General features: G+C 59.2%; 18 protein-coding genes, 5 tRNA genes, 1 pseudogene and 1 riboswitch. Of the genes and pseudogenes, 18 read left to right on the forward strand and 6 right to left on the reverse strand.

Translation table 11 applies throughout. The features are described from left to right. The first annotated feature begins 230 nt into the window (after window positions 1-230). The 7 genes from DXT77_RS13450 to astE all read left to right on the forward strand — a co-directional run bounded on the left by DXT77_RS13450 (window position 231) and on the right by astE (window position 8,031). Window positions 231-1,451: an aspartate aminotransferase family protein gene (locus DXT77_RS13450; protein ID WP_119427935.1), complete on the forward strand. Its 1,221-nt coding sequence runs from the start codon at window positions 231-233 to the stop codon at window positions 1,449-1,451. A gap of 131 nt (window positions 1,452-1,582) precedes the next feature. Further along, entirely contained in the window at window positions 1,583-2,602 is a 1,020-nt protein-coding gene (aruF, locus tag DXT77_RS13455; protein WP_096818103.1) for an arginine/ornithine succinyltransferase subunit alpha, read from the forward strand. A gap of 51 nt (window positions 2,603-2,653) precedes the next feature. After that, window positions 2,654-3,679: an arginine N-succinyltransferase gene (astA, locus tag DXT77_RS13460; RefSeq protein WP_027612638.1), complete on the forward strand. Its 1,026-nt coding sequence runs from the start codon at window positions 2,654-2,656 to the stop codon at window positions 3,677-3,679. Continuing rightward, window positions 3,676-5,145, forward strand: a complete 1,470-nt coding sequence (astD, locus tag DXT77_RS13465; RefSeq protein WP_178083467.1) for a succinylglutamate-semialdehyde dehydrogenase — start codon at window positions 3,676-3,678, stop codon at window positions 5,143-5,145. The genes astA and astD overlap by 4 nt, the downstream gene beginning before the upstream one ends. A gap of 163 nt (window positions 5,146-5,308) precedes the next feature. Next, window positions 5,309-6,655 carry an N-succinylarginine dihydrolase gene (astB, locus tag DXT77_RS13470; protein WP_119427937.1) on the forward strand — a complete coding sequence of 449 codons (1,347 nt, stop codon included), beginning with the start codon at window positions 5,309-5,311 and terminating at the stop codon, window positions 6,653-6,655. A 62-nt stretch (window positions 6,656-6,717) separates the two neighbouring features. Then, window positions 6,718-7,008, forward strand: coding sequence for a hypothetical protein (locus DXT77_RS13475; RefSeq protein WP_064598799.1), 291 nt, complete (start codon window positions 6,718-6,720; stop codon window positions 7,006-7,008). A gap of 12 nt (window positions 7,009-7,020) precedes the next feature. Next, on the forward strand, window positions 7,021-8,031 hold the full coding sequence (gene astE / locus DXT77_RS13480; protein ID WP_119427938.1) for a succinylglutamate desuccinylase: 1,011 nt from the start codon (window positions 7,021-7,023) through the stop codon (window positions 8,029-8,031). Between the two features lie 45 nt (window positions 8,032-8,076). Here the strand turns inward: astE and DXT77_RS13485 are convergent, their stop codons facing one another. After that, the gene (locus DXT77_RS13485; protein ID WP_039772077.1) at window positions 8,077-8,586 is read right to left on the reverse strand and encodes a 6,7-dimethyl-8-ribityllumazine synthase; all 510 of its coding nucleotides are present in this window, start codon (window positions 8,584-8,586) and stop codon (window positions 8,077-8,079) included. A gap of 102 nt (window positions 8,587-8,688) precedes the next feature. Next, window positions 8,689-8,861: riboswitch (FMN riboswitch) on the reverse strand. Window positions 8,862-9,058: 197 nt separating this feature from the next. Here DXT77_RS13485 and ltaE point away from each other — a divergent pair. The 8 genes from ltaE (at window position 9,059) to DXT77_RS13525 (ending at window position 15,177) form a co-directional block, all read left to right on the forward strand. Next, window positions 9,059-10,063, forward strand: a complete 1,005-nt coding sequence (gene ltaE / locus DXT77_RS13490; RefSeq protein WP_119427939.1) for a low-specificity L-threonine aldolase — start codon at window positions 9,059-9,061, stop codon at window positions 10,061-10,063. A gap of 146 nt (window positions 10,064-10,209) precedes the next feature. Beyond that, window positions 10,210-12,834, forward strand: coding sequence for an alanine--tRNA ligase (alaS, locus tag DXT77_RS13495; protein WP_119427940.1), 2,625 nt, complete (start codon window positions 10,210-10,212; stop codon window positions 12,832-12,834). A gap of 90 nt (window positions 12,835-12,924) precedes the next feature. After that, window positions 12,925-14,166, forward strand: a complete 1,242-nt coding sequence (locus tag DXT77_RS13500) for an aspartate kinase (protein ID WP_007951048.1) — start codon at window positions 12,925-12,927, stop codon at window positions 14,164-14,166. A 187-nt stretch (window positions 14,167-14,353) separates the two neighbouring features. Next, complete coding sequence (csrA, locus tag DXT77_RS13505; protein ID WP_002554426.1) at window positions 14,354-14,542, forward strand: carbon storage regulator CsrA; 189 nt, start codon at window positions 14,354-14,356, stop codon at window positions 14,540-14,542. Between the two features lie 62 nt (window positions 14,543-14,604). Further along, window positions 14,605-14,695 (forward strand) — tRNA-Ser (locus DXT77_RS13510). A 107-nt stretch (window positions 14,696-14,802) separates the two neighbouring features. Then, window positions 14,803-14,879 (forward strand) — tRNA-Arg (locus DXT77_RS13515). Between the two features lie 72 nt (window positions 14,880-14,951). Further along, a tRNA-Arg gene (locus DXT77_RS13520) sits at window positions 14,952-15,028 on the forward strand. Between the two features lie 72 nt (window positions 15,029-15,100). Further along, window positions 15,101-15,177, forward strand: a tRNA-Arg gene (locus DXT77_RS13525). Window positions 15,178-15,196: 19 nt separating this feature from the next. On the opposite strand, the gene DXT77_RS13530 is transcribed toward DXT77_RS13525, so the two are convergent. Next, complete coding sequence (locus tag DXT77_RS13530; RefSeq protein ID WP_119427941.1) at window positions 15,197-15,715, reverse strand: cell envelope protein SmpA; 519 nt, start codon at window positions 15,713-15,715, stop codon at window positions 15,197-15,199. Between the two features lie 319 nt (window positions 15,716-16,034). On the opposite strand from DXT77_RS13530, the gene mgtE reads away from it, so the two are divergent. Then, window positions 16,035-17,477: a magnesium transporter gene (gene mgtE, locus DXT77_RS13535; RefSeq protein ID WP_085709728.1), complete on the forward strand. Its 1,443-nt coding sequence runs from the start codon at window positions 16,035-16,037 to the stop codon at window positions 17,475-17,477. Window positions 17,478-17,589: 112 nt separating this feature from the next. Here mgtE and DXT77_RS13540 read toward each other — a convergent pair whose 3' ends face one another. Continuing rightward, window positions 17,590-17,916 carry an Arc family DNA-binding protein gene (locus tag DXT77_RS13540; RefSeq protein ID WP_003178899.1) on the reverse strand — a complete coding sequence of 109 codons (327 nt, stop codon included), beginning with the start codon at window positions 17,914-17,916 and terminating at the stop codon, window positions 17,590-17,592. 389 nt (window positions 17,917-18,305) lie between these two features. Here DXT77_RS13540 and phnN point away from each other — a divergent pair, with 389 nt between their 5' ends. Then, on the forward strand, window positions 18,306-18,875 hold the full coding sequence (gene phnN / locus DXT77_RS13545; RefSeq protein ID WP_119427950.1) for a phosphonate metabolism protein/1,5-bisphosphokinase (PRPP-forming) PhnN: 570 nt from the start codon (window positions 18,306-18,308) through the stop codon (window positions 18,873-18,875). On the opposite strand, the gene DXT77_RS13550 is transcribed toward phnN, so the two are convergent. Continuing rightward, window positions 18,850-19,029, reverse strand: coding sequence for a PA3371 family protein (locus tag DXT77_RS13550; RefSeq protein ID WP_119427942.1), 180 nt, complete (start codon window positions 19,027-19,029; stop codon window positions 18,850-18,852). The two genes, phnN and DXT77_RS13550, sit on opposite strands and share 26 nt — an antisense overlap. A gap of 20 nt (window positions 19,030-19,049) precedes the next feature. Further along, window positions 19,050-19,277 (reverse strand): hypothetical protein, encoded by a 228-nt coding sequence (locus DXT77_RS13555; RefSeq protein WP_119427943.1) that lies wholly within the window; start codon window positions 19,275-19,277, stop codon window positions 19,050-19,052. A 297-nt stretch (window positions 19,278-19,574) separates the two neighbouring features. Between DXT77_RS13555 and DXT77_RS13560 the strand changes: the two genes are divergently transcribed. Then, a tRNA-Arg gene (locus DXT77_RS13560) sits at window positions 19,575-19,651 on the forward strand. 451 nt (window positions 19,652-20,102) lie between these two features. Here the strand turns inward: DXT77_RS13560 and DXT77_RS29985 are convergent. Next, a pseudogene (locus tag DXT77_RS29985) lies at window positions 20,103-20,315 on the reverse strand (hypothetical protein); the annotation flags it as partial.

The following is a 20,315-nucleotide window of genomic DNA, read 5'->3' on the forward strand; positions in this document are numbered from 1 at the left end:
ACAGACCGGCACATGCCAATTGATATGCTCACAGGCCTGCTGCAATTGACGGCGACGGTTTAAACTGCGCCTTTGCGACGCTATATGTCGCATTGCCGTAAACCCGGGAAAATCCGGGGTTTGCGCTATAAGAAGTTGTCGCTTGGCGACAAGGCCGGGCACAAAACTGTCCTTACAATCCCCCCATCGCTCGCCAGTTTCAGGCGGGTGGCCCTCATCAGGAGACTCCGATGTCCGTTGAGCACGCTGCGGTAGAACGCGCCGATTTCGACCAGGTTATGGTTCCCAACTACGCGCCTGCCGCTTTCATTCCGGTGCGTGGCGCCGGTTCCCGCGTCTGGGACCAGGCCGGCCGCGAGCTGATCGACTTTGCCGGCGGCATCGCCGTCAATGTATTGGGCCACGCGCATCCGGCGCTGGTCGGTGCCTTGACCGAGCAGGCGAACAAGCTGTGGCACGTGTCCAACGTGTTCACCAACGAACCGGCGCTGCGCCTGGCGCACAAGCTGATCGACGCCACCTTTGCCGAGCGCGTGTTTTTCTGCAACTCCGGCGCCGAAGCCAACGAGGCCGCCTTCAAGCTGGCCCGTCGTGTCGCGTTCGACCGTTTCGGCACCGAGAAGTACGAAATCATCGCCGCGCTCAACAGCTTCCACGGCCGTACGCTGTTCACCGTGAACGTCGGTGGCCAGTCGAAGTACTCCGACGGTTTCGGCCCGAAAATCACCGGCATCACCCACGTGCCGTACAACGATCTGGCGGCACTGAAAGCCGCTGTTTCGGACAAGACCTGCGCAGTCGTTCTGGAACCGATCCAGGGCGAGGGCGGCGTACTGCCGGCCGAGCAGGCTTACCTGCAAGGCGCCCGTGAACTGTGCGACGCGAACAACGCGCTGCTGGTGTTCGACGAAGTGCAGACCGGCATGGGCCGTACCGGCAACCTGTTCGCCTACCAGCATTTCGGTGTGGTCCCGGACATCCTGACCAGCGCCAAGAGCCTGGGCGGTGGTTTCCCGATCGCCGCAATGTTGACCACCGAAGCGCTGGCCAAGCACCTGGTCGTCGGCACGCACGGCACCACTTACGGCGGCAACCCGCTGGCGTGCGCCGTGGCCGAAGCGGTGATCGACGTGATCAACACCCCTGAGGTACTGAACGGCGTCAACGCCAAGCACGACAAGTTCAAGACCCGCCTGCAACAGATCGGCGAGAAGTACGGCCTGTTCACCCAGGTGCGCGGTCTCGGTCTGCTGATCGGTTGCGTGCTGAGCGATGCCTGGAAAGGCAAGGCCAAGGACATCTTCAACGCCGCTGAAAAAGAAGGCCTGATGATTCTGCAGGCCGGCCCGGACGTGATCCGTTTCGCCCCGAGCCTGGTGGTTGAAGATGCCGACATCGACGCCGGTCTGGATCGCTTCGAACGTGCTGCGGCGAAACTGACCCAAGCCTGATTCATGCAAGACCGCCCGGCGTCTGTCGTCATCGACAGGTGCTGGGACCATTTTCCTGTGCCGGGCCTGCCCGGCATTTTTTTCCCGAGTCGGCGCTTTCGCCGACCTGAAGTAGAGAAAGGAGTGACACCATGCTGGTGATGCGCCCCGCGCAAATGGCTGATCTGGGCGAGGTACAGCGTCTGGCTGCGGACAGCCCGATTGGTGTCACTTCCTTGCCGGATGACGTTGAACGCCTGAGCGACAAGATCGCCGCGAGCGAAGCCTCGTTTGCCGCCGAAGTGAGCTTCAACGGTGAAGAAAGTTACTTCTTCGTTCTTGAAGACACCGCCACCGGCAAACTGGTGGGCTGCTCGGCGATCGTCGCGTCGGCCGGTTATTCCGAGCCGTTCTACAGCTTTCGCAACGAGACCTTCGTGCACGCTTCCCGCGAGCTGAAGATTCACAACAAGATCCACGTGCTCTCGCAATGCCACGACCTGACCGGCAACAGCTTGCTGACCAGTTTCTACGTGCAGCGCGAGCTGGTGGGTTCGCCGTTCTCGGAGCTCAACTCCCGTGGCCGTCTGCTGTTCGTGGCCAGCCATCCGGAGCGTTTCGCCGATTCGGTGGTGACCGAGATCGTCGGTTACAGCGACGAGAACGGTGACTCGCCATTCTGGGACGCCATCGGTCGCAACTTCTTCGACCTGAACTACGCCGAGGCCGAGCGTCTGTGTGGCCTGAAAAGCCGCACGTTCCTCGCCGAACTGATGCCGCATTACCCGATCTACGTGCCGCTGCTGCCGGACTCCGCTCAGGAAGCGATGGGCCAGGTGCACCCGCGTGCGCAGATCACCTTCGACATCCTGATGCGCGAAGGCTTCGAGACCGATCACTACATCGACATTTTTGACGGCGGCCCGACCCTGCATGCGCGTGTCTCGGGGATCCGTTCGATCGCCCAGAGCCGTGTGGTGCCGGTGAAGATCGGCGAGCCGGTCAAAGGTGCCGGTCGCCAGTATCTGGTGGCCAATGCCCAGTTGCAGGATTACCGCGCGGTATTGCTGGAACTGGATTACGCACCGGGCAAACCGGTGACCCTGGATCTGGAAGCGGCCGAAGCCCTGGGCGTCGGTGAAGGTGCCAGCGTGCGCCTGGTGGCGGTTTAACGCCTTAGCGAGTTTCACGGGTGGCCACGGCGGCCCGTTTGAGGAGATAGCATGATTGTTCGTCCCGTACGCAGCAGCGATTTGTCCGCTCTGATCGACCTGGCCCGCAGCACCGGCACCGGCCTGACCACCTTGCCGGCCAACGAAGAGCGCCTGACCCACCGGGTCGGCTGGGCCGAGAAGACCTTTCGCGGTGAAGCCGGCCGTGGCGACGCGGACTACCTGTTCGTGCTCGAAGACGACAACGGTCGCGTGGTGGGGATTTCCGCCATCGCCGGCGCCGTCGGTCTGCGCGAGCCTTGGTACAACTTCCGCGTCGGCCTGACTGTCAGCGCCTCGCAGGAACTGAACATCTATCGCGAGATCCCGACGCTGTTCCTGGCCAACGACCTGACCGGCAACTCCGAGCTGTGCTCGCTGTTCCTGCACGCCGATTACCGCACCGGCCTCAACGGTCGCATGCTGTCCAAGGCGCGAATGCTGTTCATCGCCGAATTCCCTGAACTGTTCGGCAACAAGATCATCGCCGAGATGCGCGGCGTATCCGATGAAGCCGGCCGTTCGCCGTTCTGGGAAAGCCTGGGTCGTCATTTCTTCAAGATGGAATTCAGCCAGGCCGATTACCTGACCGGCGTCGGCAACAAGGCGTTCATCGCCGAACTGATGCCGAAATTCCCGCTGTATACCTGCTTCCTGTCGCCGGACGCGCGTAACGTCATTGGCCAGGTGCACCCGGACACCGAGCCGGCGCTGGCGATGCTCAAGAGCGAAGGTTTCAGCTACCAGGGTTACGTCGACATCTTCGACGCCGGTCCGGCCATCGAGTGCGAGACCAGCAAGATCCGCGCGGTGCGTGACAGCGAGGCGCTGGTGCTGGCCATCGGCACGCCGGGCGACGACGCGACGCCGTTCATCATCCATAACCGCAAACGCGAAGACTGCCGCATCACGGCTGCGCCGGCCCGTCTGGCCGCCGGTACGCTGGTGGTCGATCCGCTGACCGCCAAACGTCTTCAACTCAACGCTGGCGATCAGGTTCGCGCCGTGGCGTTGTCCGCTGCCCGGGAGTCGAAATAATGAATTCGCTATACATCGCAGGTGAGTGGCTGGCCGGTCAGGGCGAGGCCTTTCAATCGCTGAACCCGGTGACCCAGCAAGTGCTGTGGTCAGGGGAGGGCGCCACCGCCGCTCAGGTCGAGTCGGCCGTGCAGGCCGCGCGTCAGGCGTTCCCGGGCTGGGCCCGTCGCACGCTCGAAGAGCGCATCAGCGTGCTCGAAGCGTTCGCCGCCGCGCTGAAAAACCACGCCGACGAACTGGCACGCACCATCGGTGAGGAAACCGGCAAACCGCTGTGGGAAGCCGCGACCGAAGTCACCAGCATGGTCAACAAGATCGCGATCTCGGTGCAGAGCTATCGTGAACGTACCGGCGAGAAGAGCGGCCCGCTGGGCGACGCCACCGCCGTGTTGCGCCACAAGCCCCACGGCGTGGTCGCGGTGTTCGGCCCTTACAACTTCCCTGGCCATTTGCCGAACGGCCACATCGTGCCGGCGCTGCTGGCCGGTAACAGCGTGTTGTTCAAACCGAGCGAGCTGACCCCGAAAGTCGCCGAGCTGACGGTCAAATGCTGGATCGAAGCCGGTCTGCCGGCCGGCGTGCTGAACCTGCTGCAAGGCGCCCGCGAAACCGGGATTGCGCTGGCAGCGAATCCGGGCATCGACGGTCTGTTCTTCACCGGTTCCAGCCGTACCGGCAATCACCTGCATCAGCAGTTCGCTGGTCGTCCGGACAAGATCCTTGCGCTGGAAATGGGCGGCAACAACCCGCTGGTGGTCGATCAGGTCGCGGACCTCGACGCTGCGGTGTACGCGATCATTCAGTCGGCATTCATTTCCGCCGGTCAGCGCTGCACCTGCGCCCGTCGTCTGCTGGTGCCGCAAGGCGCGTGGGGCGACAGCCTGCTCAAGCGTCTGGTGGAAGTCAGCTCGACCATCGAGGTCGGCGCGTTCGATCAGCAGCCGGCGCCGTTCATGGGCTCGGTGGTTTCCCTCGGCGCGGCAAAAGCGTTGATGGATGCCCAGGCGCATCTGTTGGCCAATGGTGCAGTGTCGCTGCTGGCAATGACTCAGCCACAGGCCCAGTCGGCGTTGCTGACACCGGGCATCGTTGATGTGACGACGGTTGCCGATCGCTCCGACGAAGAACTGTTCGGCCCGTTGCTGCAAGTGATTCGCTACGCCGATTTCGCGGCGGCGATTGCCGAAGCCAACGACACCGCGTTTGGTCTGGCCGCCGGCCTGCTGTCGGATTCCGAAGAACGCTACCAGCAGTTCTGGCTGGAAAGCCGCGCCGGTATCGTCAACTGGAACAAGCAACTGACGGGTGCTGCGAGCAGCGCGCCGTTCGGCGGTGTCGGCGCTTCGGGTAACCATCGCGCCAGCGCCTACTACGCGGCGGATTACTGCGCGTACCCGGTGGCTTCGCTGGAAACTCCAAGCCTGGTGTTGCCGGCGGCCCTGACGCCTGGCGTGAAGATGGCGTGATGCTAATCGCCAGCAGGCTGGCTCCCACAGGATGGGTTGCGGACACGAATTTTGTGAACGACACAATCCACTGTGGGAGCCAGCCTGCTGGCGATGGCCGCGCCGCGGTCGTACTGAATAGTTACTGAAGCCTATAACAACAGATTCTCGTGGAGCCTCGCTGATGAAATCCTTTGAAGTCAATTTTGACGGTCTAGTGGGGCCGACCCATAACTACGGTGGTCTGTCCTACGGCAACGTTGCGTCCCAGAGCAACAGCCAGCAGTCCTCGAACCCGAAGGAAGCGGCGCTGCAAGGCCTGGCCAAAATGAAGGCGCTGATGGAAATGGGCTTTCAGCAGGGCGTTCTCGCGCCCCAGGAGCGTCCGGACGTGGCTGCCTTGCGCCGTCTGGGTTTCAGCGGGACCGACGCTCAGGTAATCGAGCGCGCCGCAAAAGACGCGATGCCGCTGCTGGTCGCCAGTTGCTCGGCGTCGAGCATGTGGGTGGCCAACGCCGCCACGGTCAGCCCAAGTGCCGACACCGCTGACGGTCGCGTGCACTTCACCGCCGCCAACCTGAACTGCAAATACCACCGCAGCATCGAGCACCCGACCACCAGTCGCGTACTGGGTGCGATGTTCGCCGACCAGCAGCACTTCGCTCACCACGCCGCATTGCCGGCGGTAGCGCAGTTCGGCGACGAAGGCGCAGCGAACCACACGCGTTTCTGCCGTGAGTACGGCGAGGCTGGCGTCGAGTTTTTCGTGTTCGGTCGCAGTGCGTTCGACACCCGTTACCCGGCGCCGCAGAAATACCCGGCGCGTCAGACCCTTGAAGCGTCGCAAGCGGTCGCCCGTCTGCACGGCCTGCGTGACGACGGCGTGGTCTACGCGCAGCAGAACCCGGCGGTGATCGATCAGGGCGTGTTCCATAACGACGTGATCGCGGTGGGCAACGGCGAGGTGCTGTTCTATCACGAGGACGCGTTCCTCGACACCGAGAACATGCTGGCCGAACTGCAAGCCAAACTGGCCAAGGTCGGCGGCAAGTTCCAGTCGGTCTGTGTACCGCGTTCGGCGGTCACCGTGGACGATGCGGTGCGTTCCTATCTGTTCAACAGTCAGTTGCTGTCGCGTCCTGACGGTTCCATGCTGCTGATCGTGCCGGAAGAGTGCCGTGGCAACGAGCGCGTGTGGAATTACCTGCAAGGCCTGACCAGCTCCGGCGGGCTGATCCGCGAAGTGAAGGTCTTCGACCTCAAGCAAAGCATGCAGAACGGCGGTGGCCCGGCGTGCTTGCGACTGCGTGTCGCGCTCAACGAAACCGAGCTGGCGGCCGTCAACCCAGGGGTTATCATGACCGCCCCGTTGTACGGTTCGTTGACCGCATGGGTTGAAAAGCACTATCGCGACCGCCTGACCGAAAGCGATCTGGCGGACCCGCAATTGCTGCTTGAATGCCGGACGGCACTGGATGAACTGACGCAAATCCTTAAACTGGGCGCGGTTTATCCATTCCAGATCAATTGATGGCTGGCGCGCCGCCTGAACGCGGCGCGCGGCTTGTCTCCCCAACAGAGCGTAAAAAAGACATGAGCGATTCCCTGCGGCTGATCCTTGAAGACACCGACGGCAAGCAACTGGAAACTTCCTGCACCCGCGTCGCGGTCATGTGGCAAGGCAAAGAGCTGTGGATCCAGCAGGACGGCCGCGGCCAGTTGCTGATCGGCGTGGATGTCGAAGAAGGCGATGAAGAGTACGCCAACCTGCTGCTGCGCCCGTTGGCGACTAATCTGGTAAGTCTGCAACTGGAGATGGAACCGGCTGACCTCGGCGACGATGACGGTCACGTGCACGGCCCGGATTGCAACCACGACCACTAAGGAAACCGCTCTATGCTCGCCCTCGGCAAACTGCTTGAACTGACCCTCGCCGGCCGTGAACCGGCGGAGAAGACTCAACTGACTGTCGAAGGCGTGCGCATGCGCTGGCTGAGCGAGGGTGCGCTGGAAGTCCGGCCACCCGAAGCGCGCGACAATGGCCTGGACCTGCTGCTGTCGGCAGGCATCCATGGCAACGAAACGGCACCGATCGAATTGCTCGACCGGTTGCTGCATGACATCGCCCGCGGCGACTTGAAGCCGCGCGCACGCATTCTGTTCCTGTTCGGCAACCCGGAAGCGATTCGCAAGGGCGAGCGTTTCATCGAACAGGACGTCAATCGGCTGTTCAACGGCCGTCACGAACAAAGCAGCGGTTCCGAAGCCCTGCGCGCCTGTGAGCTGGAACGCCTGGCCGCGAGTTTCTTCAGCGTGCCGGATCGTCAGCGCCTGCACTACGACCTGCACACGGCGATTCGCGGTTCGAAGATCGAGCAGTTCGCGTTGTATCCGTGGAAGGAAGGTCGTCAGCATTCCCGCCTTGAACTGGCTCGCCTGCGCGCTGCCGGCATGGAGGCGGTGCTGTTGCAGAACAAACCCTCGATCGTCTTCAGTTCCTACACCTACGACAAGCTCGGTGCCGAGTCCTTCACGCTGGAGCTGGGCAAGGCACGGCCGTTCGGGCAGAACGCCGGGGTCAATGTGTCGCTGCTGGAAACCCGTCTGAAGCAGATCATCGAAGGTACCGAGCCAGAAATGGCCGGGCAGGGCCTGGACGGTCTGCAACTGTTCAGCGTGGCTCGGGAAATCATCAAGCACAGCGACTCGTTCCGCCTGAACCTGCCGGCGGACATCGAAAACTTTTCGGAGCTGGATGTGGGTTATGTGTTGGCCGAAGACCTGGCCAATACCCGCTGGATCATCGAAGAGCAGGGCGCGCGGATTATCTTCCCTAATCCCAAGGTCAAGAACGGCCTGCGGGCGGGCATTCTGATCGTGCCGACCACTGACGAAAATCTCGCCTGAAACTGAATCTCCCCCACGCAGCGCGCGGGGGAGATCGTTATTGCATCAGACCGCTACAGCACGCGGCTCGGTGCGGCGCAACGCACGCACTTTCTGCAGCGTATCCGCGCAAGTCTTTGCCGCTTCCTGACCCTTGTGCACGAAATGCTCGAAGAAGAACTTCTGGTGTTCTTCGCCGGCATGGAAGTGGTGCGGGGTCAGCGATACCGAGAACACCGGCACTTCGGTTTCCAGCTGAACCTGCATCAGGCCGCTGACGACCGACTGGGCGACGAATTCGTGACGGTAGATCCCGCCGTCCACCACCAGGGCGGCGGCAACGATACCGGCATAGCGACCGGTCTTGGCCAGCAGCTTGGCGTGCAGGGGCATTTCAAAGGCGCCGCCGACTTCGAAGAAATCGATGTCCGATTCCTGATAACCCTGGGCGATCATTTCGGCGAGGAAACCTTTACGGCTCTGATCGACGATTTCCTTGTGCCAGCAGGCCTGGATGAACGCGACGCGCTCGCCGTGAGGGTGTTTGCTTTTGCTGTCGATAGCGGTGGGTTGCATGTTCTGACTCCTGTTTGTGTGAAAAACAGGGCGTTATGAATCGAAAGGGATTCAAGGGTACGCACGCTCGTGCGAACACGGCGGACGGCCCTTTGGCGTCAATCCCGTTCTCTCTTCATCCGGACTGTGACCGTCGGCCCCGGAATCACACCGGGTCTGCTGACTTTGCCGCCGTTCACGGTTTTCTGCCGTGTCCGTCACCAAGCGCTCGCGGGCTATGCGCATTGCGCGCAATTACCGCCGGTGGGGAATTGCACCCCGCCCTGAGAACGTTTCGCCGCCCTTTATCGGGCGGCGCAGCGTTTTTAACACAGATCGGCGGGCCGTGCATTGCGCCTTTGTGATGATTGCCATCGGATTTTTCGAAGCGTGGAAACGACTTTTCCTTGCGCGAGGGTTGATTAATCCGCGCCATGCCCGCAGTAATCCCTCTACGAAAAGGGATTTCCCCTGCTGACCAGAGGCCAGGTTCATGAGCGTTATCGATCTTCGCAGCGACACCGTCACCCAACCGACTCCCGCCATGCTCGACGCGATGACCGCGGCGGCCACCGGTGATGATGTGTATGGCGAAGATCCGACGGTCAATCGTCTGGAAACCGAACTGGCAAAACGGCTGGGTTTTGCTGCGGCGCTGTTCGTCCCGACCGGCACCATGAGCAACCTGCTGGGCTTGATGGCCCATTGCGAGCGCGGTGACGAGTATATCGTCGGCCAACAGGCGCACACCTATAAGTACGAGGGCGGTGGCGCAGCGGTGCTCGGTTCGATTCAGCCACAGCCGCTGGAAGTGCAGGCCGATGGCTCGCTGGACCTGGATCAGGTGGCGGCGGCGATCAAGCCCGATGATTTCCACTTCGCCCGCACCCGCCTGCTGGCGCTGGAAAACACCATGCAGGGCAAGGTGTTGCCGATGGAGTATCTGGCCCGAGCGCGCAAATTTACTCTGGACAATGGCCTCCAGCTGCATCTGGACGGTGCGCGGCTATACAACGCGGCAGTCAAGCTCGGCGTTGATGCCCGAGAAATCACGCAACATTTCGATTCGGTCTCGGTGTGCCTGTCCAAAGGTCTCGGTGCGCCGGTCGGCTCGGTGCTCTGCGGTTCGGCCGGGTTGATCGCCAAGGCGCGGCGTCTGCGCAAAATGGTCGGCGGCGGCATGCGTCAGGCCGGGTTGCTGGCGGCAGCGGGGCTGTATGTGCTGGACCACAACGTCGAGCGCCTGGCGGATGACCACGCCAACGCGCAATTTCTGGCCGAAGGCCTGCGCGAGGCCGGTTTCACCGTCGAACCGGTGCAGACCAACATGGTTTACGTGCAGATGGGTGACCGTGCCGAGGCGATCAAGGCGTTTGCCGCCGAGCGCGGGATCAAACTGAGCGCTGCCGCCCGTCTGCGGATGGTCACGCACATGGACGTCAATCGCTCGCAAATCGAGCAAGTGATCGCGACATTCGTCGAGTTTTCGCGCAAGTGACAGCGTTAGCCCCTCAATTGACCGTTTCTATCGTATAAACACGCTGTACCCCGCGCGCAGGGCCGATATAATGCGGCCCTTTGCCGTCGTTTCGTCTGTTGACGTTTCGTACAGGCCTTTGGCCGCAGCCTCCGTGGAAGAACCTAATGAAAAGCGCAGAAATCCGTGAAGCCTTCCTTCGCTTCTTCGAAGAGCAAGGCCACACCCGTGTAGCCTCCAGCTCTTTGATTCCGGGCAACGACCCAACCCTGCTGTTCACCAACGCGGGGATGAACCAGTTCAAGGACTGCTTCCTGGGCCAGGAAAAGCGCGCGTACACCCGCGCCGTCTCCAGCCAGAAATGCGTGCGCGCCGGCGGCAAGCACAACGACCTGGAAAACGTCGGTTACACCGCCCGTCACCACACCTTCTTCGAAATGCTGGGTAACTTCAGCTTCGGCGATTACTTCAAGCGTGACGCCATCACCTACGCCTGGAACTTCCTGACCTCCGAGAAGTGGCTGAACCTGCCGAAGGAAAAGTTGTGGGTCACCGTCTACGCCAGCGATGACGAGGCTTACGACATCTGGACCAAAGAAGTCGGTGTGCCGGCCGAGCGTATGGTGCGTATCGGCGACAACAAGGGCGCGCCATACGCCTCCGACAACTTCTGGACCATGGGCGATACCGGCCCGTGCGGTCCTTGCACCGAGATTTTCTACGATCACGGCGCCGACATCTGGGGTGGCCCGCCGGGCTCGCCGGAAGAAGACGGTGACCGTTACATCGAAATCTGGAACAACGTGTTCATGCAGTTCAACCGCACCGCCGATGGCGTGTTGCACCCGTTGCCAGCGCCGTCGGTGGACACCGGCATGGGCCTGGAGCGGATCAGTGCCGTGCTGCAGCACGTTCACTCGAACTATGAAATCGACCTGTTCCAGAGCCTGCTGGCCGCTTCGGCCAAGGCCATCGGTTGCAGCAACGACAATCAGGCGTCCCTGAAAGTCGTGGCTGACCACATCCGCTCCTGCGGCTTCCTGATTGCCGACGGCGTGCTGCCGTCCAACGAGGGCCGTGGCTACGTGCTGCGCCGGATCATTCGTCGCGCCTGCCGTCACGGCAACAAGTTGGGTGCGAAGGGCAGCTTCTTCTATCAAATCGTTGCCGCTCTCGTGGCCGAGATGGGCGAAGCCTTCCCTGAGCTGAAATCCCAGCAGGCGCACATCGAACGCGTACTGAAAGCCGAAGAAGAGCAATTCGCCAAGACCCTGGAGCAGGGCCTGAAAATCCTCGAGCAGGATCTGGCCGAGCTCAAGGGCGACGTGGTTCCGGGCGACGTAGTGTTCAAGCTCTACGATACCTACGGTTTCCCGATGGACCTGACCGCGGACATCGCCCGCGAGCGCAGCCTGACCATCGACGAAGCCGGTTTCGAGCGTGAGATGGAAGCCCAGCGCGTCCGTGCACGTTCCGCCAGTTCATTCGGTCTGGACTACAACAGCCTGGTCAAGGTTGACGTCGATACCGAATTCACCGGCTACCACGCCACCAGCGGCTCGGCGAAAGTCGTTGCTCTTTATAAAGATGGCCAGTCCGTGGACGTCTTGAGTGAAGGGCAGGAAGGCGTTGTTGTTTTGAACAAGACGCCGTTCTACGCAGAATCCGGCGGCCAGGTTGGCGATTGCGGTTATCTGCAGGCCGGCAACAGCCGTTTCGACGTGCGCGACACCACCAAGACCGGCGGCGCATTCCTGCACCACGGTGTACTGGCGTCGGGCAGCCTGATTGTTGGCGCACCGGTGGAAACCCACGTCGAAGCCGACGTGCGTCACGCCACTTCGCTGAATCACTCGGCCACGCACTTGCTGCACGCTGCGTTGCGCAAGGTGCTGGGCGATCACGTTCAACAGAAAGGCTCGCTGGTCGACAGTCAGCGCCTGCGTTTCGACTTCAGCCACTTTGAAGCGATCAAGCCGGAGCAACTGAAAGCCCTGGAAGACATCGTCAACGCCGAGATCCGCAAGAACTCCGCCGTTGAAACCGAAGAAACCGACATCGAAACCGCCAAGCAGAAAGGCGCCATGGCGCTGTTCGGCGAGAAGTACGGCGACAACGTGCGCGTGCTGAGCATGGGCGGCGATTTCTCCGTCGAGCTGTGTGGCGGTATCCACGCCAACCGTACCGGCGACATCGGCCTGCTGAAAATCATCAGCGAAGGCGGTGTGGCATCGGGTGTGCGTCGTATCGAAGCGGTCACCGGCGCTGCGGCGCTGGCTTACTTGAACGCTGCTGAAGAACAACTCAAGGAAGCGGCCAGCCTGGTCAAGGGCAGCCGCGAAAACCTGATCGACAAGCTGTCGGCCGTACTGGAGCGCAACCGCGCGCTGGAGAAGCAGCTCGAGCAGTTGCAGGCCAAGGCCGCTGCTGCCGCCGGCGACGATCTGTCGGCTTCGGCTGTGGACGTCAAAGGCGTGAAGGTTCTGGCCGTGCGTCTGGACGGTCAGGACGGCAAGGCGCTGCTGGCGCTGGTCGATCAACTGAAAAACAAACTCGGCCGCGCAGTGATCCTGCTCGGCAGTGTCCATGAGGAAAAGGTCGTACTGGTTGCAGGCGTGACCAAGGACCTGACTGGCCAACTCAAAGCCGGTGATTTGATGAAACAGGCTGCTGCGGCAGTGGGCGGGAAGGGCGGTGGTCGTCCGGACATGGCGCAGGGCGGCGGTGTCGACGCCGGCGCACTGGATAGCGCACTGGCGCTGACTGTTCCATTCGTCGAGCAGGGTTTATAAGACGGTCTGTCGGGCCCGCAGTCTAGTGGCGGGTCCGGCGGCTGTTCGAGTGATTATTGGGCGCCCTTCATGGGCAGAGGCGGCTTTGAAATGGCTTTGATCGTACAGAAATTTGGAGGCACCTCGGTCGGCACTGTCGAGAGAATCGAGCAGGTCGCCGACAAGGTTAAGAAATTCCGCGATGCCGGCGATGACCTGGTGGTTGTGCTGTCTGCAATGAGCGGCGAGACCAACCGTCTGATCGATCTGGCCAAGCAAATCAGTGGCGAAGATCAACCGGTTCCCCGTGAACTGGACGTGATCGTTTCCACCGGTGAGCAGGTGACGATCGCCCTGTTGGCCATGGCGCTGATCAAGCGCGGTGTGCCGGCGGTGTCGTACACCGGCAACCAGGTGCGGATCCTGACGGACAGTGCGCACAATAAAGCGCGTATCTTGCAGATTGATGACCAGAAGATTCGCGGTGATCTGAAGGCTGGCCGTGTGGTTGTGGTCGCCGGTTTCCAGGGCGTCGACGAGCACGGCAACATCACGACCCTGGGTCGTGGTGGTTCCGACACCACCGGCGTGGCGCTGGCCGCTGCGTTGAAGGCTGACGAATGCCAGATTTATACGGATGTCGACGGTGTCTACACCACTGACCCGCGTGTGGTATCGGTCGCTCAGCGTCTGGACAAGATCACCTTCGAAGAGATGCTGGAAATGGCCAGCCTCGGTTCCAAGGTGCTGCAGATCCGCGCGGTGGAGTTCGCCGGCAAGTACAACGTTCCGCTGCGCGTACTGCACAGCTTCAAGGAGGGTCCGGGCACCCTCATTACTATTGATGAAGAGGAAACCATGGAACAGCCGATCATTTCCGGCATCGCTTTCAACCGCGATGAAGCCAAGCTGACCATCCGTGGCGTGCCAGACACCCCGGGCGTGGCGTTCAAGATTCTCGGCCCGATCAGTGCCGCGAACATCGAGGTCGACATGATCGTGCAGAACGTCGCGCACGATAACACCACCGACTTCACCTTCACCGTGCACCGCAACGACTACCAGTCCGCGCAGACCGTGCTGGAAAACACCGCTCGCGAGATCGGTGCCCGTGAAGTCGTCGGCGACACCAAGATCGCCAAGGTCTCGATCGTCGGCGTCGGCATGCGTTCACACGCAGGCGTGGCCAGCCGCATGTTCGAATCCCTGGCGAAGGAAAGCATCAACATCCAGATGATCTCGACTTCGGAAATCAAGGTTTCCGTAGTGATCGAAGAGAAGTACCTGGAGCTGGCCGTGCGCGCCCTGCACACGGCTTTCGAACTGGATGCTCCGGCCCGTCAGGGCGAGTAATCCTGGTCAATGAAGGGCGCGGTCTGACCGCGCCCTTTATTTTTTGAATGGCGCGAGCCCTGAACTGTTCTTTTGCTCGCGCTGGTCAATACTCAGGCATGTAGGGCTACGATCGCTCCGGTTGTAGGTCGGGTGCCTTTTTTTTGCAGACTGTTGTCCCTGAAATGATTCGCGTGAGGAGAAAGGTATGCTGATTCTGACTCGTCGGTGCGCAGAAAGCCTGATTATCGGTGATGGCGAAATCACCGTGACCGTGCTCGGCGTCAAAGGAAATCAAGTGCGTATCGGCGTCAACGCCCCGAAAGAGGTCGCCGTGCACCGTGAGGAAATCTACCTGCGTATAAAGAAAGAGAAGGACGAAGAACCAAGTCATTAATTTTTATTGATTTTTATGTTTGCAAACGGGGAAAAGGTTGGTTAAGATACGCCCCGTGTTGCGGAGAGCTGGCCGAGTGGCCGAAGGCGCTCCCCTGCTAAGGGAGTACACCTCACAAGGGTGTCGGGGGTTCGAATCCCCCGTTCTCCGCCATTATTTGCTTAGTACGTTGTAATCTGGCTTTTTCTGTAAGTTGTTGAAATTAATAGAAAAAGTGGTTGGAATAGAGATTAGACGGGCTATAATGCGGCGCAACAAATGCACTCGTAGCTCAGCTGGATAGAGTACTCGGCTACGAACCGAGCGGTCACAGGTTCGAATCCTGTCGAGTGCACCATTTAAGAGTCAATTGCAGCAATGTAAATGACTCGGCTTCAACCAGGTGTGATCTGGTCTAACAAACACAAATGCACTCGTAGCTCAGCTGGATAGAGTACTCGGCTACGAACCGAGCGGTCACAGGTTCGAATCCTGTCGAGTGCACCATTTAAGAGTTAGTTGCAGCAATGTAAATAGCTTGGCTTCAGCCAGTTGTGGTCTGGTCTAAAAACACAAATTGCACTCGTAGCTCAGCTGGATAGAGTACTCGGCTACGAACCGAGCGGTCACAGGTTCGAATCCTGTCGAGTGCACCATATACCAGAAAGCCCGCGTTTAACGCGGGCTTTTTGCTGTCCGGGATTTGAGTTTTCCTGTCACGCATCCTTTCTCATCAAAATCGACCTGAGCACTGCGGCCTCGCTTGAGGTCGTAACGATAGGTCGTTGCCAAATTGCGGATGCTGATCTTGTCAGGCTTGCCCAGGGCGCTTTCAACATCCTGTTGGCTCATGCCGGCGATGATTCGTTGATTGATGATTGCTTCGCGCTTCTGTCGTGTGTCGATCAGATCTCCGCATTTGTCTTGTGTCCGGCCTACGACGGCCATTTCTCGCTTTCTGATATTCATGCCGGATATTTCTTCGTGTCGGGCTTCGGGTATCAATGCCACTGTCGAGCCGGGCGAGTAGGGGCGTACCTCCTGAAGTAAAAGGCGCTCATTGTTCGCGCAACTCAGCGTCGTGAATGTGACGCTGCCGTCAGCAGCTTCGCAGCGGTGAAGTGTCGTTGTGTTCCCTATGGACGGGAGGTAGAGCAGGGCGGTCAGCATGAATCGGGATGTTTTCGATGGCATTCGGCGTCCTCCATGACGATCCCTTTCAAGCGTAGTCGGCAGTTTTTTCACCGCCGGTGTGTTTTCTTTTCAGGATGAGTCGTCCGAGTCTGAAGAGTCAGGACAGCGCTCAGCTTTGTCTCGCAAGCGCTTGTTTCAGCCTAGATTTTTAACGTTTAAAACCGTCAGGCGGTGTATCATTGCGCCCGTCAGCCCCGCCGGGGCTTATGGAAAACCTCCATGGACTTACCCAGTAGTTACTCAGTACCCCGTTTTACCAATCATGAATTGACTGATTGATCCTTCCGGCGTGCCCCGCTGCTGGGAGTGGAGTTCGCCTATGTCCGAAATCGAAGTAAAGAAAACACAGGAAAGCCTGCAGGATCGCCTGGCTCAGGTCGTTGAGCTGCTGCAGCGCCAACGGGTCGTCGAAGACCTGACTCACCGCCAGGAAGGCGCACATCATGACCGGGTCGAGAACTTGGTCCACCGGCAAAATCTCGTCGAGCTGCAACGCAAGCTCGATGATCTGCACTCTGCCGACGTTGCCTACATTCTTGAAGCCCTGCCGCTGGACGATCGTCTGACGCTCTGGCAGTTGGTCAAGGCTGATCGCGACGGCGACATTCTTCTCGAAGTATCCGACTCCGTTCGTGAAACGCTGATCGCCGACATGGACGATCACGAGCTCCTGGCTGCCGCCAAGGACATGGATGCCGACGAACTTGCTGACCTGGCCTCCGAGCTGCCGCGAGACGTCGTCCATGAGCTGATGGAGACTCTGGATCAGCAGCAACGCGAGCGCGTGCGTTCGGCTCTCTCCTACGACGAGGAGCAGGTTGGTGCGCTGATGGACTTCGAGATGGTGACTATTCGCGAGGATGTCAGTCTCGAAGTGGTCCTGCGTTACCTGCGCCGTCTCAAAGAGCTGCCGGGTCATACCGACAAGCTGTTCGTGGTCGATTACGACGGTGTGCTCAAGGGTGTGCTGCCGATCAAGCGACTGCTGGTCAATGATCCGGAGAAACAGGTTTCCGAAGTGATGGCCAGTGATCCGGTGAGTTTCCACCCGGACGAAGACGCCTACGACGCCGCTCAGGCGTTCGAGCGTTACGACTTGATCTCGGCACCGGTGGTCGACAAGAACGGCAAGCTGATCGGCCGTCTGACCATTGACGAAATGGTCGACCTGATTCGTGAGGAGAGCGAAAGCGAAGTCCTCAACATGGCGGGTCTGCGGGAAGAGGAAGATATTTTCGCTTCCGTCTGGAAATCCCTGCGCAACCGGTGGGCGTGGCTGGCGATCAATCTGATCACGGCGTTCGTCGCGTCGCGGGTGATCGGCCTGTTCGAAGGGTCGATCGAGAAGCTGGTGGCGCTGGCGGCCCTGATGCCGATTGTGGCGGGTATCGGCGGCAACTCCGGCAACCAGACGATCACCATGATCGTTCGCGCCATGGCGCTTGATCAGGTCAGCACGGGTAATACTTCGCGTCTGATGCGCAAGGAGCTCGCCGTTGCGTTGATCAACGGCCTGGTCTGGGGTGGAGTGATCGGTGTAGTGGCTTACATGCTCTACGGCAGTTGGTCGCTTGGTGTGGTGATGACGGCAGCGATGACACTCAACCTGTTGCTGGCGGCTTTAATGGGGGTGTTGATCCCCATGACGCTGGCCAAGATGGGGCGAGACCCGGCAATGGGGGCCAGCGTGATGATTACCGCCATGACCGATAGTGGTGGTTTCTTCATCTTCCTGGGGTTGGCGACGATTTTCCTGCTCTGATCTCCTGTATCGAAACAGCCCGCCGATTGGCGGGCTTTTTTCGTCCTTGAAATCCCGGATTGCGGGCAAAAAAAAGCCAGCATTCATGCTGGCTTGAGATATTCGATTTGACTCAGGATGCGTCTGCGGCCATTTCGGCGTCGTGGGCGATCAGAGAAACCAGTGCGTTCTGCTGGCGATGGGAGAGTTGACGGAAGCGTTGCAGTAACTCGCGTTCGTGCAGCGAAAGCTCCGGGCTGTCGAGGCGCATGCTCAGCTCTTCGCCCAGTGCGCCTTCCTGAATAAGACTCTGCTCAAGGCGCGCAATGATCTCGGAGTTCATGCTGCGATGATGATTGCGAGCCACCTCGGCAATGCGTTCACGCATTCCGTCTGGCAGGCGTACGACGAACTTGTCAGCCGTACGGCTGGAATAAATTGCCTGTTTCAATGGGCGCATATATTTAACCGGTTAGTTCAGGGGAGCGGTTCTCGGGATTGGCCGCAGGATGAGTCGTAGGACAAGCATCCGCGCCAAATGGTTCAACCTGAATTGTTAAGAGGCTCGCATCATGCCTCAAAATTGCCAGATCATTGGCGTCAATTCTGTGACAAATATTGATCCGGGTAAAGGCGTAATGCCAGCACCAATTATCAGAAATGCGGACTGGTTTGAAAAGAATGCGTCGGCCCGTATCGCTGACCGCGTCCTGATGTGCAGGAGCTGATGCCCGAAGGCGCCAGACCGTGCATGCTATGCGGCTAGAATCCTTGTTCCTTACCTTGTACAGGATAGTGGCAAATGGCCGATTTACTAGGGGCATGCACCTGCTGGGGGACGTTTTCAGGATGGATGGCAAGCTTATTTATCTGATGGGGCCATCCGGCTCGGGCAAGGACAGTCTCATCGAGGCTGTGCGTGAGCGTTTGCATCTGCTGGATTGTGAGGTCATGCGTCGCGTCATTACTCGGTCGGCGGAATCTGTGGGGGAGGATGCGCTCAGTGTCACTACTGAGGAGTTTGATCGACGCCGACGCGCCGGTGAGTTTTCATTGTCATGGCAGGCGAACGGACTCTCATATGGTATTCCTGCTGAAATGGACCAGTGGCTGAAAACCGGGCGCCACGTATTGGTAAACGGATCGCGCGCGAATCTGCGTCAAGCGCTGGAGGATTATCCGACGTTGTTGCCGGTTTTGTTGACAGTCAGGGAAGAGGTGTTGCGGGAGCGTCTGCTTAAGCGTGGACGAGAGACGCTTGAGCAAATCGATGCCAGGCTTGCTCGCAACACCTTGTTCCTGGAAAGGAGGTCAATCGGCAGACCTGTGTTTCAGCTTGATAACTCTGGCGAGCTGGCGGTGGCCGCTGATCATTTTGTGGAGTGGGTGAAGCTCAACGTAGTACCGGATCAAATTTGAACTTGCGGCCGGCTGCCAGTGCAAGCAAGAACAGCACTGCAAAAACGGCGCAACCGATCAGGGGCGGGGTGACTTCGGTTTGTTCGAATAGCAAAAAATGCAGGGCGCCGCTCAATAAGGCGAGGATCAAAAAACCTGCCGCTGACTTGGACATGCTGTACTCCTGAAGATGAATCAAAACACCAGGCGATCGATCGATTTGGCTTGCGACGTCTCGAGGGGCGCGCTGACTTCCTGTGAGCGGCTGCCCTGGTCACTCAGCACTGCCCACTGTGGCGCCTTTTGTACCTGCAAGTAATGCGGCATACGCTGTGCAACCGGTTCAGTGCTATCGGGGGCAAAGTGAAAAGCCACCAGAATCGCTAAAGCGATCGCGTTTGCAAGCAAGAGGGTGCGGTTCATGAGGCTGATCTCCGATCGTTCTTCTGCAGAACAGGCGAAGCAGTCGTCATGCCAACAGTTTAACCGCTGTTAAGTCCTTTAAAAACAAGCATTTAAGAGGTGTCTTAAAAAATGGCGCATTGCAATGTGCAATGACGGTTATTTTGAGAAGATGCAAATTGCACGGTAAATTGCCCTTCGAGATTGCGGGGCGTCTGCCTACACTTAAAATGCCCTACGGACGACATGACAAATCAAGGTTCGGCCGTTAACATGCTCGCCGTCCGTCGCGCAGCGTCTGCAAGCGACAACGCGTGTGTCTCAGTAGCTCAATTGGATAGAGCATCCCCCTCCTAAGGGGAAGGTTGGCAGTTCGAACCTGCCCTGGGACACCATCTATACAAAACCTTCTTTGTTGATGTCCGCCGGCCTCACGGTTGATTATCGCTTTCTGTTGTTTTCATATTTCTTTGATTTGCTGAAGCGGCGCGGGCTGGTTACGTCTCGTGGGCGGTTCACCGCTTGTGACCGATTCTCCGCTTCCTGTCTTGTAATGCAGTCTGTTCGACGAGTATTGCTTGGCTTTGCGTTTTCATGGAGCCCGGATGTTCTTCTCTCTATATAGAGGCATGAGGAAGGCGCGAATCTCGCACGGTTGCCCGTTGCGTTGAATGCGCGTTGATATTTGGATCTTTCGACAGTGCCGGGCTTCTGATTGATAGAAAATTCAAATTAAGGGTTGACGGCAGATTCTGAGTCTCTATAATTCGCCCCACTTCCGGCGCAGTCGAAACGGAAAACTCTTTGATATTCAATGAGTTATGTAAGTTTCGATAGCGGATGGCTTCAGATCATCGAAGCCTGGAAGGTGTTGGAAATGCCGGTTTGCCTGGCGCTTTCAACGGTTCGGTCTTCTCGATCGAAAGCGGAGAAAAAGAGGTGTTGACAGCAGCGTGTAACGCTGTAGAATTCGCCTCCCGCTAACGAGAGATCGGAAGCGCAAGTGGTTGAAGTTGTTGAAGAAATCTTCGAAAACTTCTGAAAATAATCACTTGACAG

It is taken from the genome of Pseudomonas sp. 91RF (assembly GCF_003576265.1).
GTDB lineage: Bacteria > Pseudomonadota > Gammaproteobacteria > Pseudomonadales > Pseudomonadaceae > Aquipseudomonas > Aquipseudomonas kribbensis.